Origin of the sequence: Faecalibacterium sp. Marseille-P9590 (assembly GCF_017377665.1) — a bacterium.
GTDB lineage: Bacteria > Bacillota > Clostridia > Oscillospirales > Ruminococcaceae > Faecalibacterium.
Genome location: NZ_JAFREF010000001.1, coordinates 455,302 through 472,699, shown reverse-complemented (window position 1 = coordinate 472,699; position 17,398 = coordinate 455,302). Strand labels below are relative to the sequence as shown.

Here is a 17,398-nt window from a genome sequence, read left to right as displayed (position 1 = left end):
TGCTTTTTTATTTGGCTTCGTCTGTTTTCTGCCGGGCGGCTTCCAGCTCGTCCACCCGCTTTTGCAGGGCCTCTACTTTGTCGTCCAGCCGCCAGAACGCCCAGATGACGAAGGCGATGCCAAGGCTGACCGGGAACATCCACGCATAAAAGTGGTGCTGGATGTCCAGAAAATAGGAGCCGCCGAAGAAGGTGAACAGAAACAGAAAGAGCAGCGCGGTGGCGAAAATGCCCAGAAAACGCTTCATAGAAAGCCTCCGTTATTCCTCTGAGGCCTCTTCTTCGTCCTCGTCCAGCTCGATGCTGAACACGGCCTTTTTCAGCTTGCCGCAGCCCTGCGCCTTCAGGCCGGACTTGTAGGGTTCACCGGCCAGATAGAGGGCAAAGCGCCCCTCGCAGAGCATCCCGGCGATGCTGGTGCCGGCGGTGCCGACGGTCAGGTCGGCGGCCTCGTCGGTGGGCTTGGTGGGGGTCAGCTCACCAAGCGAAACTTCGAACAGCTCGCTGCCCTCAAGGTCGGTCTCGAGGGTCAGGTGATTGTCCCGGCGCTGGAAAAGCGCTTTGTCCGAGGTCTGCGGCGTGACGGTACACACCGTGACCACGGCCTTGTCGCCGCTGATGCGGGTCTTTCCGGCGGGCAGATTGTTGATGTCCCGGGCCATGACGAACTCGATGACAGCGTCGAGGTTGTCGCTCATGCCGAGATAGTTGGGGAGATTGTTCAGGGTATCGTAAATCATAGGAGAAACCTCTTATTCTGCGTCTTTGGGGTCGGTCATCAGCTCTTTGATGCTGGGAACGACGCCGCCCAGATTCTGCAAATCGGAAGGGATGATGATCTTGGTGGCCTTGCCGTTGGCGACCTTGGCCAGCGCTTCCAGACTGCGCAGGGCAAGGACCTTATCGGTGGGCATGGCTTCGTTCAGCAGGCGGATGGCGTCGGCGTTGGCCTTCTGGACGGCGAGGATGGCCTGTGCCTCGCCCTCGGCCTCAAGGATGCGCTGCTGTTTGACGGCGTCGGCGCGGAGGATGGCTGATTCCTTTTCGCCCTCAGCGGCAGTAATGGCGGCCTGCTTCTCGCCGTCGGCCTTCAGGATGACGGCGCGCTTCTCGCGCTCTGCCTTCATCTGTTTCTCCATGGCCTCCTGGATCTCGCGCGGCGGGATGATGTTCTTGACCTCAACACGGTTGACCTTGATGCCCCACTTGTCGGTGGCTTCATCAAGGATGGCCGTGATCTTGCTGTTGATGGTGTCGCGGCTGGTGAGGGTGTGGTCCAGCTCCATCTCGCCGATGATGTTGCGCAGGGTGGTGGCCGACAGGCTCTCGATGGCCGCGATGGGCTGGTTGACGCCGTAGGTGTAGAGCTTGGCATCCATCACCTGAAAGAACACCACGGTATCGATCTGCATGGTGACGTTATCGCGGGTGATGACCGGCTGAGGGGGAAAGTCGGCGACCTGCTCTTTCAGGCTGACTTTCTTCGCCACCCGCTCGAGGAACGGGATCTTGACGTGGAGGCCGGCGCTCCATGTCTCGGAGTAGCTGCCCAGACGCTCCACGACGTAGACCATGGACTGCGGCACGATGACGATGTTGGTGACGACCACCAGCAGGATGACAAAGATGAGGATGAGGATAAGGAACAGCATGATAGGCATAGGGACGCTCCTTTCATATCAGTGATCCGCCGGTGCGGCGGTCTCGGTGAGGACAGGCTCCACGATGAGCAGGGTGCTGTGGATCTCGGCCACCCGGCAGCTCTGGCCCGGGGCGATGGTGTCGCCGGGGGTGGCACAGCGGGCGTTCCAGTCTACACCGTCCAGCCGGACACGGCCGGTGGCCTCGGCGGAGACGGAGGTGAGCGCGATGGCCTCCCGGCCAAGGGCGCGGTCGCCGTTCGTTGCCGTGGGCGGCTTGCGCAGCCGGCTGCACAGGGGCTTGAGGGCCAGCAGGCAGAGGGTGCTGACGGCGATGAACACCACCGCCTGCACCCGGAAGGAGCCGGTGACCAGACAGCTCAGCAGGGCTGCGGCGCTGCCCACGGCAAACCAGATGGAGACGAGATTCAGGGTCATGGCCTCGAGAACGACGAAGCCGATGGCGGCCAGCAGCCAGAAAATGGGGTCAACAGACATGAGTTCTCCCTCCTTTTTCCCCATTATAGAGCAAAACGTCTGAAAAGTACAGAGACAGATTATGAATAACCCCCCTGCTCACGCCGGGCGGGATGCCGCAGGCAGGGCAGGGGGTGGGGGTCACTTATAGTCGTAGTAGCTATGGTTCGGGTTGTGGCCGACCTCTTCCACCACGATGGTGAAGCCCATGGGGTTCACCTCGGTGTGCTTGCCGGAGGCCAGCGGCTCTACGATGATATGCTCGGTGCGGTTGACGATGATCTCTGCCGCCTCAAACTCGCCGATGCGCTGGTAGTGGAGGACGCCGCCCTCCGCCCGCAGGACACGAAGCTCTCCGGTGCGGAAGGCTTCGCAGGTGTGGCGGAGCTGTGCCAGCTGTGCCAGAACAGGTTTCAGCCGCTCTTCGTGGCTGTCCCAGCAGTAGAAGCCGCGGTTGAAGGGGTCGCGATAGCCCTGCATCCCGATCTCGTCGCCGTAGTAGAGGCAGGGGACGCCGGGCAGAGTGTAGATGATGGCGTAAGCCATCCGCAGCTTGAGCATTCCTTCCTCGTAGGCGTCGCCGGTGACACAGCGACCGCTCTGCCACTCGCGGCCCCGGCCATTGGCGGGCTCGTCGGCAATGACGGTCAGTGCGCGCTCGGTGTCGTGGGTGGAGAGGAAGTTCAGCGCCGTATCGAGGGCCGGGGCGGGGTAGTGCTCGCAGATGGAGAGGATGTCGGTCATGGTTTGACCGGCGTCCCGTCCGCAGACGAAGCCCAGAACGGCGTTCTTGAAGGGGTAGTTCATCACGCTGTCGAGGCCCTTGCCCAGCAGATAGGTGCGGCGCTTGTCGAAGCCGAACTTGGTGGTGGCGTCCTCCCACACTTCGCCCAGAAGGAACTTATCCGGGCCGACCCGCTTGACGGCGGTGCGCACTTTTTCAATAAATTCGTCGGGCAGCTCGTCGGCCACGTCCAGACGGAAGCCTGCAGCGCCCCTGCGGAGCCAGGTGTCGATGACACCGCCCTCGCCGGTGATAAATTCGACGTAGGATGGCGTTTCTTCGTTGACTTCGGGCAGGGTCTCGAAGCCCCACCAGCTGCGGTAGCCGCCCTTATACTTGGAATCGAAATCGTACCAGCTGCGGTAGGGGGAGTTGGGGTCACGATAGGCACCGCCCTCGCCGTAGCGGCCCTCGCGGTTGAAATAGCGGCTGTCGGAGCCGGTGTGGCTGAACACGCCGTCCAGCACGATGCCGATGCCGTACTTCCTGGCCTCGGCGCAGAGGGTCTCGAAATCCTCGTTGGTACCCAGCAGGGGGTCTACGTTGAGGTAGTCGGCGGTGTTGTAGCGGTGGTTGGAGTGGGCCTCGAAGATAGGGTTCAGGTAAAGGTAATCCACGCCCATCTCGCGGAGGTAGGGCAGCTTCATCTGGATGCCCTTGAGGTCGCCGCCGAAGTAGTCCTCGTTCAGGTGGCCGCCCACCTCATTGGGCTGCCAGAAGGGCTCGGCGTGTTTGTCGGCCTGATAAAGCCGGTCAGGGAAGGGCATGGGCTTGTTCTCTACGCCCTCGCAGAAGCGGTCGGGGAAGATCTGGTAGAAGACCTTGCCCTTGATGGGGGCGGGCGTCTCAAAATCGGCCTCATACACGGTGATCTGCCAGCTCTCGCCCTCCTGCCAGCTCACGACGCCGCAGTTGTCCGGCCCGCGCACGATGCGGCGGAAGTCGGTGTAGAGGTCGAAATAGTAGAAGTAGAGGCCCACGTCGTTGAGGGTGACGTCCACCGAGAAGTGGTTCTGATGGGGCGTCTGGCCGTCGAACTTCATCCGGTAGTGGACGGGAACATCGTACCTGCCCTCTTTCTGGAGGACGAGATGAGGGTCTACATAGCCCAGCTCCTCCGGGATGCAGAGGGACAAATGTACACTCTGACCGGCGCGCACCGCGCCGAAGGGCTGCTTGAAGTAGGGGTCGAAACTATTGAACAGACAAGGCAAAAAGGATCGTCCTTTCTCAAAAAAAGCCCCGGGCAGCGATGCCACGGGGCGTTGCGTTATTATTAAAGGGATAACCTCTCAGTCTCGCATTCGCTCGACAGCTCCCCTACCGAGGGGAGCCTCTGGCGAAGAGGTGAGGCTTTCCGATATGCCAAGGCCTCCCCTTGATAGGAGCAACAACGACGACCGCCGCCAGTGGCGGAAACAGGGAGTCGCTGTTGGGGCCGCGGCCAGCAGAATGCGAGCGACAGCGAAGCAGACGCTGGGAGCCGCAACCCGGGCAGTGGCAGCGCGTCAGCGCTGACGGAGAGGTTTATTTCACAGCAGAAGCGTGCCAGATGTCGCGTGCGTAGTCCAGAACAGCACGGTCAGCGCTGAAGATGCCGCTGTTGGCGATGTTCTTCAGGCTCATCTTAGCCCAATGCTCACGGTCAGCGTACAGGCGCTGCAGGTCGGCCTGAGCACGGCGGTAGTCCTTGAAGTCGGCCATGACCATATAGGGGTCGCTGCTGCGCAGGTTCTCGGTGACTTCGTGGAAGTTCTCGCCGTTCCAGCCGCGCTCCAGGAAGTTCAGAGCGGCGTTTGCAACGTCGTCGCCCGTGATGAAGGCGTTGGGATGGTAGCCCACCTGCTTGAGGTTGTTGACCTCGGGGGTCAGCATACCGAAGATAAGCTCATTCTCCTTGCCGGCGGCGTCGGCGATCTCGACGTTTGCGCCGTCCAGAGTACCCAGAGTGATGGCACCGTTCAGCATGAACTTCATGTTGCCGGTACCGGAAGCCTCGGTGCCTGCCAGAGAGATCTGCTCAGAAACCTCGGCTGCGGGCATCAGGTGCTCGCTCAGGGAGACACAGTACTCTTCCAGATAGACCACGCGCAGCTTCTCGCGGACAGCGGGGTCGTTGTTGATGAGGTCGCCCAGCTTGCAGATCATGCGGATCATCTGCTTGGCCATATAGTAGCCGGGAGCAGCCTTTGCGCCGAAGATATAGGTCTTGGGGATGAAGTCGGCGTTGGGGTTCTCCTTCAGGTACAGGTACTGAGCAGCGATGTTCAGCGCATTCAGGTGCTGGCGCTTGTACTCGTGCATACGCTTGACCTGGCAGTCGAAGATGGAGTTGGGGTCGATGACCTGACCGGTGCTCTTCTCGAGGTAAGCGGCAAAGTTCTTCTTGTTGTCCAGCTTGATCTCATTCAGGCGCTTCAGGACGGTCTTGTCCTCAGCGAACTTGTTCAGCTTGGACAGGTCGGCGGCGTCGTGCTTGTAGCCGGTGCCGATGGTCTCGTCCAGCAGCTTGCACAGCTCGGGGTTGGAGGCCAGCAGCCAGCGGCGGTAAGCGATGCCGTTGGTCACATTCTTGAAAGCCTGAGGCTTGAACAGGTAGTAGTCGTGGAAGACGCTCTGCTTGATGATCTCACTGTGGAGCTTGGAGACGCCGTTGATGCTGTTGGCGGTGTAGGCGCAGATGTTGGCCATGCGCACCTGGTTGTCGCCGATGAGGGCCATATAGTTGATCTTGCCCTGGTCGCCGGGGAAGGCTGCTTCCAGCTTCTCGCGGGCGCGGCGGTCCATCTCGACCACGATCTGGTAGATGCGGGGCAGGGTCATCTTGAAGATGTCCACGTTCCACTTCTCCAGGGCCTCGGCCATGACGGTGTGGTTGGTGTAGGAGAAGACCTTCTGGCAGATGTCGAAGCTCTTGTCCCATCCGAAGCCGCACTCATCCAGCAGGATGCGCATCATCTCGGGGATGGCGAGGGTCGGATGGGTATCGTTCAGCTGGATAGCCACCTTGTCGGGCAGGTTCTCGAGGGTGCCGTAGGTGGACAGGTGGTTCTGGACGATGTCGCCGATGGAGGCAGCAGACAGGAAGTACTGCTGGCGCAGGCGGAGGATCTTGCCCTCAACGTGGTTGTCGTTGGGGTACAGCACCTTGGAGATGAGCTCAGCGCTGGCGTTCTTGCTCATTGCGGTGTTGTAGTTGCCCAGAGAGAAGCTGGACATATCGAAGTCGGGAGCCTTGGCCTGCCACAGACGCAGCTTTGCAACGCCCTTGCCGTCGTAACCCTGAACGTACATATCGGAGGGGATGGCCATGACGCTGTTGTAGTTGGTGTGCTGGATATAGTGGAAGCCATGGTCCCAGTTCTCGTGGATCTCGCCGTCGAAGCGGACTTCCACAGCCTGATCGGGGTGGCTCTTGAGCCAGACCTGACCGCCGGGCAGCCAGTTGTCGGCGCGTTCCTGCTGCCAGCCGTCCACGATCTTCTGCTTGAAGATGCCGTACTCGTACAGGATGGAGTAGCCGGTGCCGCAGATGCTGGTGGTGGCCATGCCGTCCAGGTAGCAGGCGGCCAGACGGCCCAGGCCGCCGTTGCCCAGACCTGCGTCCGGCTCTTCCTCATAGATGCTGTCCAGGCTGATGTCAGCCTCGGCCAGAGCCTTCTGGGCAGCGTCATTCAGGCCCAGATTGAACAGGCTCATCTTGAGGCTGCGGCCCATCAGGAACTCCATGCACAGGTAGTACACCTGCTTGGAGCCGGTACCGATGGCCTTGGACTGGAACTTCTTATGGTTCTCGCTCATCATCTGGCGGCAGATGAGGGCCAGAGCGCGGTAGATCTGCTGATGAGATGCAACGCTCAGGTCAACACCATATTCGCTGGTGAGCTTGTCCTGAAGAATTTTTGCAAATTCTTTTGTAGTCATAAATGAACTCCTATCCGCACGAATGCTTAAATTTTTTGAATTAGTACGGTGACAGGGCATTTCTCCTCTAATTCCCTCGCCCCTCGCATAACACATAACACTAGTATTATAATCACTCCGGATGGGGATTGCAAGAAAAAGGAACCATTTTTGCCGTATCTGACATTTTTATGGCAATGTTTCTGACAAATATGCCAAAAATTCAAAAATAGCACTTTTTCTCGCGCACTATTTATATTATAATAAAGGGTGACAAGGGCCGTGTTTGCCCCGAAATGCATCGGTTCGGGCGGGTAATTCGGGGACAAACTCGGCTGAACATGAAAAAGCCGCAGCTAAACGCTCCTGTCAGGGCTGAAATGGTTTCCGAAAATCCCGGAGATAGTGGGAAACGACCGGAAATGACCAGCCCGGCAGGGCGTGCGCCGCGCAAAGTGAGGACGATATGGTAAATAAAGTGAGAGTGACCATTGCAGGCGCACCCTACGCCATTGCAACGACCGATACCGAGAACTACATCACCACACTGGCCAAGAAGCTGGACGATGACATCACGAAGCTGCTGGACAACAACGGCAACCTCTCTGTGACCAAGGCGGCGGTGTTCTGCGCGATGGACTATCTGGACGAGTACCGCAAGAGCGCGGGCAGCGCCGAGAATATGCGCAGCCAGATACAGGACTACATTTCCGATGCAGCCAAGGCGAAGCTGGCAGCGGATAAGGTCAAGGCGGAGAACGAGACCCTCAAGCGGGAAAATGCCGCTCTGCGGGAACAGCTGGCCAAGCTGCAGCAGAAGTGATCTACATTATATAAATGTCAAAGGGAGAGCTATGTCAAAAATTGAGATCCTTGCCCCTGTGGGCAGTGAAGAAATGCTCCGCGCAGCAGTATTCAGCGGCGCGGACGCAGTATATCTGGGTTTTTCCGGCTTCAACGCCCGCACCGGTGCGGGCAATTTTGATGCCGACAGCCTGAAAGAAGCCGTCCGGTTCTGCCATGCCCGTGGCGTGGCCGTTCATGTGGCGCTGAATACTACCGTCTACGGCGGCGAGCTGGCGGGTCTGGCCGACGCCGTGCGGGCCGTCGCCGCCAGCGGGGCCGACGCCGTCATCTGTCAGGACCTCGCGGTGGCGAAGCTCATCGGGGACATCGCGCCCCAGCTGCCCCGCCACGGTTCCACCCAGATGAGCGTCCACACCCTGCAGGGCGCACTGGAACTGAAAGAGCTGGGCTTTGCCCGGGTCGTGCTGGCCCGTGAGCTGAGCCTGCCCGAGGTGGAGCATATCACCAGGCACTGCGGCATCGAGACGGAGTGCTTCGTCCACGGCGCACTCTGCATGTGCGTCAGCGGCCAGTGCTATATGTCGGCTTTCCTGGGCGGACGGAGCGGCAACCGCGGCTCCTGCGCCGGCCCCTGCCGCCTGCCCTTCGAGGCCAACGCTCTGCCCGAGGGCAAGCCGGGCCGTCTGCACCATCTGTCCCTCAAGGACAACTCCGTCATCGACAAGCTGGACAAGCTGCAGGCCATCGGCGTGGCATCGGCGAAAATCGAAGGCCGTCTGCGGACGCCGGAGTATGTCGCTGCTGCCGTCAGCGCCTGTCTGGCAGGCCGCGAGGGCCGCGCCTATGACCGCGACCTGCTGAAGAATGCGTTCAGCCGCTCCGGCTTCACCTCCGGTTATCTGGACGGAAAGATCGACGGCACGATGTTCGGCGTCCGCAGCGAGGCCGACGCCGAGCTGACCAAGAAGACCCTGCCTGCCCTGCGGGAGCTGTACCGCCGGGAGCGTTCCCGCGTGCCGGTGGAGATGAAAATTGAAATTGAAGAGGGCGGCGAGAAGCTGACCGTCACTGACGGCACCAACAAAGCCTTCGCCTACGGCGACGCCGAACCTCAGCCCGCCCGCACCGACCCCACCGAGAGCCTGAGCCGCAGCCTGAGCAAGACCGGCGGCACGCCTTTCTCTGCCGAAAAAATCGACGTGGAGATGGATGGCGGCCCCTGGTTCGTGCCGGGCAGTGCCATCAACGAGCTGCGCCGTGAGGCACTGGACGCCCTGCTGAAAAAGCGGGAGACCCTGCGCCCGTGGCCGGTGAATGAGGTGGAGCTTCCGCCTCTGCCGCTGCGCACTCTGCCGCCCCACCGCACCCTCCGCGTCCGGTTCGAGCGCTGGGAGCAGGTGCCGGAGCAGGCGCTGAGCGGGGTGGAATACCTCATCCTGCCCATCGCGCAGGCCGACCGCGTCCCCCGCGAGTGGAGGGAGAAGACCCTTCTCGAACTGCCCCGCGTCATGTTCGGCGCGCTGGAAGAGGACACTGCCCGCCGCATCGCGGCCACCCAGGACGCGGGCTTTGCGGGCTATGAGGTAAGCAACATCGCCCACCTGCGGCTCTGCCGCGGCCTGCCCATGACCGGCGGCTTCGGCCTCAACGTCACCAATAACCTCGCGGCCCAGTATTATGCGGACCTTGGCCTCCGCTCGGTGCTCATCCTGCCCGAGGTGAAGGACAGCGACATCAGCACCATCGCGCCGACTCGTGACGGCAAGCCTGTGCCGACCGGCGTCATCACCTACGGCCATATGCCGCTGATGGTCACCCGTGCCTGCCCGCTGCAGAACATTCACGACTGCGCCCACTGCGACAAGACCGGCCTGCTCACCGACCGCAAGGCGAAGAAGTTCCCGGTGCGGTGCGGGCTGGGTGTCCGTACTATTTATAATCCCGTCCCCATCTATATGGGCGACAAGCCCGGCGCACTGACCGTGGACTACGGCGTGGCTTACTTCACGCTGGAAAGCAGGGAAGAGGCCGCCGCCATCCTCGACAGCATCCGCCAGCACGCACCGTTTGAGGGAGAGTTCACGAGAGGATTGTACTTTAAGGGAACGAACTGAAAATAAAAGAGGTATACTATGGAACCCATCACTGTAAAATACAAAGTGTTAGACTCCCGCGCCAGGACGCCCGCCTACGCCACCCCCGGCTCTGCCGCCGCCGACCTGTGCGCCGTGCTGGATGAGCCGCTGACCGTCCAGCCCATGCAGCGGGTGCTGGTGCCTACCGGCCTTGCCATCGAGCTGCCCGGCGCCCACGCTGTGGCGCTGGTCTATGCCCGCAGCGGCCTGTCCATCAAGCACGGCCTCTGCATGGCCAACGGCGTCGGCGTCGTGGACAGCGATTACCGCGGTGAGCTGAAAGTCCCGATGGTCAATCTGGGTGCGGAGGCTTATACCGTCCAGCCCGGTGAGCGGGTGGCCCAGCTCTGCATCGCGCCGGTGTACACGGCGGCATTCGTGCAGGCCGACGCACTGGATGAGACCGCCCGCGGCGAGGGCGGCTTCGGCTCGACGGGGAAATGATGATGAAGAACCTGATATTAGCCTCCGGCAGTCCGCGCCGGAAGGAGCTTCTGAGCTTATACACGACGGACTTTACCATCTGCGTCAGCGATTTCGACGAGAGCGGAGTCACTGCACCCACTCCGGCCCAGCTGGTGGAAAAGCTGGCCCGGGGCAAGTGCCTCGCTGTGGCAAAAGACCATCCCGGCGCGGTGGTGCTGGGATGTGACACCGTCGTGGATGTGGGCGGCGAAGTCTTCGGCAAGCCCCACAGCGTGGAGGACGCAAAGCGGATGCTCCGCGCCCTGTCCGGCGCGACCCACGAGGTGCATACCGGCGTCTGCGTATCGGACGGCGTACGCACCGAGAGCTTCGTGGACAGCTGCAAGGTGACCTTCTTCCCGATTTCGGAAGGGGAGATAGACGCCTACACGGCCACCAAAGAGCCCTACGACAAGGCCGGTGCCTATGCCATCCAGGGCCGCGCAGCCCTCTGGCTCGACCGGCTGGAAGGGGACTACTACACCATCATGGGCCTGCCCGTCAGCCGGACGGCCCGTCTGCTGAACAGATTCTGATGCAGGACACAGAAAAGCGGCCCCGGCGGCCAAAAATGAAAAAACTCGAAAAAGTTTACGGAAATGCTTGAGAAAAGTGCGCCTTGCGGCTATAATAAAAACGTGTTATTCTGCGATGAGCTGCCCGTTGGTCTGAGCGGGCGGCTCTGCGTTTTGGAATAGACCCTGGAAAATCGTAAGGAGAGAAGACTATATGAGTTTGTTTTCAAAGGATGTTGGTATCGATCTCGGTACTGCCAATACCCTCGTTTACATGAAGGGCAAGGGCATCATCATGCGTGAGCCCTCTGTTGTGGCCGTGGACACCAAGAGCGACGAAGTGCGCTGCGTGGGCGCTGAGGCAAAGGCCGTCATCGGCCGCACCCCCGGCAGCATCGTGGCTGTCCGCCCCCTGAAGGACGGCGTCATCGCCGACTTCGACATCACCGCCAATATGCTGGAGACCTTCCTCAAAAAAGCCTGCGGCAACAGCATGTTCTCCCGCCCCCGCGTGGTCATCTGCATTCCGTCGGGCGTCACCGAGGTGGAGCGCCGCGCTGTGCGTGAGGCTGCGCTGAAGGCCGGCGCCCGTCAGGTGTCGGTCATCGAGGAGCCCATGGCTGCTGCCATCGGTGCGGGCCTGCCCATCAGCGAGCCCACCGGCAGCATGATCGTGGACATCGGCGGCGGCACGGCCGAGATCGCTGTCATCTCTCTGGGCGGCATCGTGGCCTCCCGCAGCGTGCGGATGGCCGGCGATATGTTCGACCAGGCCATCATCGCCTTCATCAAGCGCAAGTATAACCTCCTCATCGGTGAGCGCACCGCCGAGCAGATCAAGATCGAGATCGGCTCTGCCTACCCGATGGACCCCGAGATGACCCTCGAGATCAAGGGCCGCAACCTCGTGGACGGTCTGCCCAAGAACGTCGTCGTCCACTCGGAGGATGTCCGTGAGGCTCTGCTGGAGTGCCTGGTCAAGATCACCAGTGCCATCAAGGAGACTCTGGAGCGCACCCCGCCCGAGCTGAGCGCCGACATCATCGACCACGGCATCACCCTGACCGGCGGCGGCGCACTGCTGCGCGGCCTCGACAAGCTCATTGAGAGCGAGACCGGCATCGATGTCCATGTGGCTGAGGATCCGCTGGACTGCGTGGCCAAGGGTGCCGGTGCTGTGCTGGACCATGTGGATGTCCTGCACGACGTTCTGGATACCGATGGCGGTCATATGTAAGCCTCGGCTGTGCCATTTGCGGCGGTACGCTGAGGGAGGACCTTTGCGCTGCTGCGCCGCAGAAGATGAGTTTTGAGCGCGGATGGCACGGCTGTCCGCGCTTTTTTGCAGATTCGGGAGGAACCCGCCTTGAAGGATTTTTTTGACACATGGAAATTTAAGATACTCATTGCCATCGCGGTCTTCCTCGTGGGCATCATGGCCTATGCAGGCGCGAACGGACGCCTGACCGCCGCCCCGCAGGAGCTGCTGAGCGTGGCCGTAGCCCCGTTCCAGCGGGCAGCAGCGGCGGTGAGCAGCGGCGTGGCCTCCCTGTGGGAGAACTACGCCAACATCGACGCCATTCTGGAAGAAAACCAGCAGCTCAGCGAGGAAAACGCCTCTCTGCGCTCCCAGATGGTGGACTACGACAAGCTCAAGGCCGAGAACGAGGCCTACAAGGCGCTGGCCAACATCCAGGAGCAGCACCCTGAGATGAGCTACACGTCCTCTTTCGTCATTGGCCGCGATCCGCTGGACTCTTTCTGGGGCTTCACGCTGGACAGAGGCACACTGGACGGTGTGGCCGTCAACGACGCCGTCATCAGCGACGAGGGCTATCTGCTGGGCGTGGTGCGGGAAGCCGACCTCACCAGCTGCAAGGTCATGACCGTCCTGCATCCCAGCTTCAATGCGGCGGGCGTCGTGTCCCGCACCCGGGACAACGGCATCATCACCGGCAGCGCCGACTATGCCGCCGACGGCCTGTGCATCCTCTCGAACCTCGCCCGCAGCACCCTGAGCAGAGAGGGAGACCAGGTCATCACCACGGGTCTGGGCGGGGTGTTCCCGCCGGACGTGCTGGTGGGAGTCATCAAGGAGCTGACCCCCGAGGCCAGCGGCAAATCGACGCTGGCCGTCATCCAGCCGGGCGCAGACCCCCGCACGGTGCGCCATGTGTTCATCATCACCAACTACTGAGGAGGGCCGGAGATGGAATCTCGCCGCAAGCGCAGCCGCAGCCAGAGGCTGAAATGGGGCTGCTATATCCTTCTGCTGGTGGTGTGTACGGTTTTGCAGACCATGCCGGGGCTGTTCCAGTTCGGGGCCGCGAAGCCGCTCTGGCTGCTGCCGCTCTGTCTGGCGGTGTCTGCCACAGAGGGCGAGTTCGCCGGGGCCATCTTTGGCGCGGTGTGCGGCCTGATGTGGGACTACACCGCCGGCCGCACTGTGGGGATGCTGGCGCTGGAGCTGATGATCCTCTGCTTCGGCGTGTCGGTGGTCGTGCAGCTTTATCTGAAGGACACCCCCTCCAACTTCGTGCTGCTGGCCGTGGTCTGCGCCCTGCTGGTGCTGTCGGCGGACTGGCTGTTTTTCTACTATATGCCGGGCTATGCGGGCGCAGGGGAGCGTTTTCTCTGGGTTGTGCTGCCGTCGGCCCTGATGACTGCCCCGGGGAGCTGGCTGCTCCACTGTGCAGTGCGGCGCATCAGCACGGAATTCAAGATAGACAACGGCGTGGTGTGATGTCAGACCCTGCCGGGAGGAAAACGGATGAATCAAGACGAACACAAGATCGTGGTGCGCCGGATGGCTGGACTCATCGCTGCCGCTTCGGTGCTCATCGCCGTGTATGTGCTGCGGCTGATATTTTTGCAGCTCGTCAACAGCGACAGCTTCAAGGCGCAGGCGACCAACACCACCGATTATAACTTTACCGTCACCGCTGCCCGCGGCGACATCGTGGACAGCGCCGGACGCCGCATCGCGGCCAGCACCACCAGCTACAATGTGGTGCTCAGCAAGCTGCTGATGGGGGACGAAGACCTTGACGCCATGCTGCAGCGCATCGTGGAGCTGCTGGAAGCCCACGGCGAAAAATGGAACGACTCGCTGCTCATCGGCGAGCCGGACGCGGCAGGCCACTACAGCTTTACTGCGCAGGCCGACAGCACCAGCGACCAGAAGGCTCTCGCGGCCATGAAGGACTCGCTGGGCTTACAGCAGTACGCCACCGCCGATGACGTGATGGAAAAGCTGGTGGAGGACTACAAGCTGGAAAGCTATCCCCTCCACTGGCAGAGGGTGCTGGGCGGCATCCACTACGAGATGCAGCAGCAGGCGTTCTCCAACGTCAACAACTTCGTCATGGCCGAGAATGTCAGCGAAGTGACCGTGGCGACCATCAAGGAGAACAGCCTGACCATGCCCGGTGTGGAGATCGTAGAGACCAGCACCCGCAGCTACGATGAGGGCGACATCATCCCTCATGTGCTGGGCCGTGTGGGCAAGATCACTGCCGAAAAGTGGAAGGTGACCGACGAGAACGGCCAGACCACTTACCCTCTGCGGGAAAAGGGCTATAACATGAACGACATGATCGGCGTGTCGGGCCTCGAAGCCGTCTACGAAGACGAGCTGCGGGGCAAGGACGGCGTTGAGACCATCACCCGCAGCTCGGACGGCGTCATCGTGGGGACTGCGATGACCACCGTGCCGGAGCCGGGCCATACCGTCCAGCTCACCATCGACAGCGCCTTCCAGCAGGCGGTGGACAAGGCGCTGGCCAGGAACATCGAGATGATAAACAGCACCTACAACAGCGGCAGTTCTGCCAAGGCTGCCGCCGGTGCGGTGGTGGTCATCAGCACGAAGGACGGCAGTGTGCTGGCCGCCTCCAACTACCCCAGCTACGACCAGAACCTCTTCGCCACCCAGTACAGCCAGTACAGCTCGGACCCGGGTCTGCCCCTGCTCAACCGCGCGTTGCAGGGCCTGTACACCCCCGGCTCCACCTTCAAGCCTGCGGTGGCGGTGGCGGCGCTGGACTCCGGCGTCATCAACCGCTCTTCTACCGTCTACTGCAACGGTGTCTATACCTATTATGATGACTACCGCCCCAAGTGTACCCGCCACGGCCACAGCGGCAACATCGACGTCATCACGGCCATCAAGTGGAGCTGCAACATCTTCTTCTACGATGTGGGCCGCCGCACCACCAGCGATGTCTACGACGCCTACGCCTACAAGATGGGCCTTGGTACCCGCACCGGCGTGGAGGTCAATGAGGCCACCGGCCGACTGACCACAAAGAAGGACTCCAACTACATCGCCTCACTGGACGTCCAGGCCGCTATCGGTCAGGGCAATACCGTCGTCACCCCCGTCCAGCTGGCGACTTACGCCGGCACGCTGGCCAACCGGGGGGTGCGCTACCGCACCCACTTCGTCAAGGCCATCCTCGACACCAACACCGGCAAAGTCCTGCAGGAGACCCAGCCCGAGGTGATGGACGTCATCGAGGACCGGGGCGACACCTTCGACCTCGTGCGGCAGGGGATGATCGGCATGTCGGAGACGGTGTCGGGCCTGAAGAACTACCCCGTCACCATCGCCTGCAAGAGCGGCACCCCTCAGCGCAGCGAGACGTACTACGTCGGCAGCACCCGCAAGCATTACACCAACACCATGATGGTGGCCTACGGCCCGGCCGAGGACGCTGAGATCGCCCTCGGCATCGTCATCGAGTACGGCGGCGGCGGTGCCCGCGCCGGCAACCTCGTGGCCGACATCTTCGACTCCTACTACGCCATGAAGGACGGCAGCCTGACGCTGGACGAGACAGGAGCAGGCGAGACGGCTGACACGACAGCTGACGGGCAGGATGCTGTGCCAGAGACTGTGCCGGAGACTGTGGAAAACAACGACGCCCTTGCAGACGACACCGCTCCCGCAGAACAGCCCGCCGTCTGAGCGATGGTGCGTGGATTTGGCAGAAATCTATGAAAAATTAGAACTTTTGCCCGAAAAACAGTTGTAAAAAGACGGAAACTGTGATACTATGATATGTGCAAGATGATTGCCCCAGACAGGGGCGCGGGAAAAGGAGAGGTTGACCGATGACGATTGCACTGATTGCGCATGACTCCAAAAAAGAGCTGATGGTACAGTTCTGTACGGCGTACTGCCGGATTTTGAGCCAGCATAAATTGGTGGCAACCGGTACGACCGGCAAGATGATCGCCGAAGCCACCGGCCTGCAGGTGCAGCGCTTTCTGGCGGGCGTACAGGGCGGCGACCAGCAGATCGCGTCCCGCATCGCCTGCAATGAGGTGGATCTGCTGCTGTTCTTCCGCGACCCCATCAACGCAAAACCCAGCGAGCCGAATGAGATGACTCTGCTGCGCCTGTGCGATGTCCACAACATCCCGATGGCCACCAACATCGCCACCGCTGAGGTCCTTATCCACGGCCTCGAGCGCGGCGACCTCGACTGGCGCGACATCGTGCATCCCCAGAACTGATCAATAAAACGAATCCCCCGTGCAGCTGAACTGCACGGGGGATTTTTTGCTTCAACGGGCTTGCCCTCTCAGGCGCTGACCGGAAGCGAAAGATCTTACAGCTTAAAATCCTCCGCCATCTCTGCCACGTCCTCCGGGGCGAAATCGCCCAGCGGCAGGATGAGGCGGCTCAGGACCTCGGGCGGGAGGGCGGCAAGCGTTCCGCTCTCGTCCGGTGCGCCGCTCTCGGGGGCGAACAGGTGGCTCATGCCCTGTGCGTCTGTCTCGATGCGGGCGTAGCGGCCGGAGGCAATATACTGGATGCCCAGTTTGTCGGCAGCAGTGAGCAGGGCCGCAAAGCGGGCGGCTTCGGCATCCTGTCCGGCCAGAGCCTCGGCATTGAGGGTGACGCACTCCACGTCCAGCTTCTTTGCCAGCGCTTTGGCTGCGTCCACGGCGGCGTGTTCTTCGGGGGTGTCAGCCAGCCGGACGACCGCTGCCGCCACGGCAAAGCCCTGCTGCTGCAGGATGCGGACGGCCACGCCGCTGCGCACACTGCCGCTCAGACCCATCAGGACCCGGTCCTGTTCTTCGTAGGTGTCAAACCCGTTCCCGGGCAGAAAAGCATCGTTCATCGTCCCTGTCTCCCGCCATGTGCCTGGCTCTGGGCGACCGCAAGCTGGTCGCAGCGTTCGTTCTCCGGGTGGCCTGCGTGGCCTTTGACCCAGACGTAGGTGAGCTTGTGGCGGGCTTCCTGCTCCAGCGCCTGCTCCCAGAGGTCGGGGTTCAGGGCAGGGGAGCCGTCGGACTTTTTCCAGCCCCGGCGCTTCCAGCCCCTGGCCCAGCCTTTTTCCAGCCCGTTGATGACGTACTGGCTGTCGGAGCACAGCCGCACCTCGCAGGGCTCCTTGAGCTGGCGCAGCGCCTCGATGAAGGCCGTCAGCTCCATCCGGTTGTTGGTGGTGGAGGCGTCGCCGCCGCTGAGCTCCTTTTCGTAGACCTTGCCGTTAAAGCGGTAGCGCAGCACCGCGCCCCAGCCGCCGGGACCGGGGTTGCCGCTGCACGCGCCGTCGGTGTAAACTTCGACTTGTTTCATGCGTCTCTCCTGCATCATGTTTGTAGTACCTATTATTTAGAGCCATTTTGGCCCGTCTGTCAAGGGGCAGGGCATAAT

The 17,398-nt window shown here is 61.5% G+C and carries 17 protein-coding genes; 9 read left to right on the top strand and 8 right to left on the bottom strand.

Annotated elements, in window-relative coordinates; all coding sequences use genetic code 11:
• Positions 1-7: 7 nt before the first annotated feature.
• The 6 genes from J3349_RS02340 to J3349_RS02315 form a co-directional block, all read right to left on the bottom strand.
• Positions 8-247 carry a hypothetical protein gene (locus J3349_RS02340; protein WP_158394784.1) on the bottom strand — a complete coding sequence of 80 codons (240 nt, stop codon included), beginning with the start codon at positions 245-247 and terminating at the stop codon, positions 8-10.
• A 12-nt stretch (positions 248-259) separates the two neighbouring features.
• Positions 260-739 carry a YhcH/YjgK/YiaL family protein gene (locus tag J3349_RS02335; protein ID WP_207676313.1) on the bottom strand — a complete coding sequence of 160 codons (480 nt, stop codon included), beginning with the start codon at positions 737-739 and terminating at the stop codon, positions 260-262.
• 12 nt (positions 740-751) lie between these two features.
• On the bottom strand, positions 752-1,651 hold the full coding sequence (locus tag J3349_RS02330) for an SPFH domain-containing protein (RefSeq protein WP_149795016.1): 900 nt from the start codon (positions 1,649-1,651) through the stop codon (positions 752-754).
• Between the two features lie 27 nt (positions 1,652-1,678).
• Positions 1,679-2,137, bottom strand: coding sequence for an NfeD family protein (locus tag J3349_RS02325; RefSeq protein ID WP_207676312.1), 459 nt, complete (start codon positions 2,135-2,137; stop codon positions 1,679-1,681).
• Positions 2,138-2,257: 120 nt separating this feature from the next.
• Positions 2,258-4,114, bottom strand: coding sequence for a glycoside hydrolase family 13 protein (locus tag J3349_RS02320; protein ID WP_207676311.1), 1,857 nt, complete (start codon positions 4,112-4,114; stop codon positions 2,258-2,260).
• A 313-nt stretch (positions 4,115-4,427) separates the two neighbouring features.
• The gene (locus J3349_RS02315; protein ID WP_207676310.1) at positions 4,428-6,824 is read right to left on the bottom strand and encodes a glycogen/starch/alpha-glucan phosphorylase; all 2,397 of its coding nucleotides are present in this window, start codon (positions 6,822-6,824) and stop codon (positions 4,428-4,430) included.
• Between the two features lie 445 nt (positions 6,825-7,269).
• Here J3349_RS02315 and J3349_RS02310 point away from each other — a divergent pair, with 445 nt between their 5' ends.
• From J3349_RS02310 to mgsA, 9 genes are all read left to right on the top strand, one after another.
• Positions 7,270-7,626 (top strand): cell division protein ZapA, encoded by a 357-nt coding sequence (locus J3349_RS02310; RefSeq protein WP_158394779.1) that lies wholly within the window; start codon positions 7,270-7,272, stop codon positions 7,624-7,626.
• 31 nt (positions 7,627-7,657) lie between these two features.
• Positions 7,658-9,724: a U32 family peptidase gene (locus tag J3349_RS02305; protein WP_207676309.1), complete on the top strand. Its 2,067-nt coding sequence runs from the start codon at positions 7,658-7,660 to the stop codon at positions 9,722-9,724.
• Between the two features lie 18 nt (positions 9,725-9,742).
• Positions 9,743-10,189, top strand: coding sequence for a dUTP diphosphatase (gene dut, locus J3349_RS02300; RefSeq protein WP_207676308.1), 447 nt, complete (start codon positions 9,743-9,745; stop codon positions 10,187-10,189).
• Positions 10,190-10,191: 2 nt separating this feature from the next.
• Complete coding sequence (locus J3349_RS02295; protein WP_207676378.1) at positions 10,192-10,746, top strand: Maf family protein; 555 nt, start codon at positions 10,192-10,194, stop codon at positions 10,744-10,746.
• A gap of 193 nt (positions 10,747-10,939) precedes the next feature.
• Positions 10,940-11,962 (top strand): rod shape-determining protein, encoded by a 1,023-nt coding sequence (locus J3349_RS02290; RefSeq protein WP_015564729.1) that lies wholly within the window; start codon positions 10,940-10,942, stop codon positions 11,960-11,962.
• Positions 11,963-12,091: 129 nt separating this feature from the next.
• Positions 12,092-12,922, top strand: a complete 831-nt coding sequence (mreC, locus tag J3349_RS02285; RefSeq protein ID WP_207676307.1) for a rod shape-determining protein MreC — start codon at positions 12,092-12,094, stop codon at positions 12,920-12,922.
• Positions 12,923-12,934: 12 nt separating this feature from the next.
• The gene (mreD, locus tag J3349_RS02280; RefSeq protein ID WP_207676306.1) at positions 12,935-13,468 is read left to right on the top strand and encodes a rod shape-determining protein MreD; all 534 of its coding nucleotides are present in this window, start codon (positions 12,935-12,937) and stop codon (positions 13,466-13,468) included.
• Between the two features lie 27 nt (positions 13,469-13,495).
• Positions 13,496-15,694 carry a penicillin-binding transpeptidase domain-containing protein gene (locus J3349_RS02275; RefSeq protein ID WP_207676305.1) on the top strand — a complete coding sequence of 733 codons (2,199 nt, stop codon included), beginning with the start codon at positions 13,496-13,498 and terminating at the stop codon, positions 15,692-15,694.
• Positions 15,695-15,840: 146 nt separating this feature from the next.
• Positions 15,841-16,245 carry a methylglyoxal synthase gene (gene mgsA / locus J3349_RS02270; RefSeq protein WP_015564732.1) on the top strand — a complete coding sequence of 135 codons (405 nt, stop codon included), beginning with the start codon at positions 15,841-15,843 and terminating at the stop codon, positions 16,243-16,245.
• Between the two features lie 95 nt (positions 16,246-16,340).
• Here the strand turns inward: mgsA and J3349_RS02265 are convergent, their stop codons facing one another.
• Together J3349_RS02265 and rnhA are read right to left on the bottom strand one after the other, a co-directional pair.
• Positions 16,341-16,859, bottom strand: coding sequence for a hypothetical protein (locus J3349_RS02265; RefSeq protein WP_207676304.1), 519 nt, complete (start codon positions 16,857-16,859; stop codon positions 16,341-16,343).
• Positions 16,856-17,320 (bottom strand): ribonuclease HI, encoded by a 465-nt coding sequence (gene rnhA, locus J3349_RS02260; RefSeq protein ID WP_015564734.1) that lies wholly within the window; start codon positions 17,318-17,320, stop codon positions 16,856-16,858. The genes J3349_RS02265 and rnhA overlap by 4 nt, the downstream gene beginning before the upstream one ends.
• Positions 17,321-17,398: the final 78 nt, after the last annotated feature.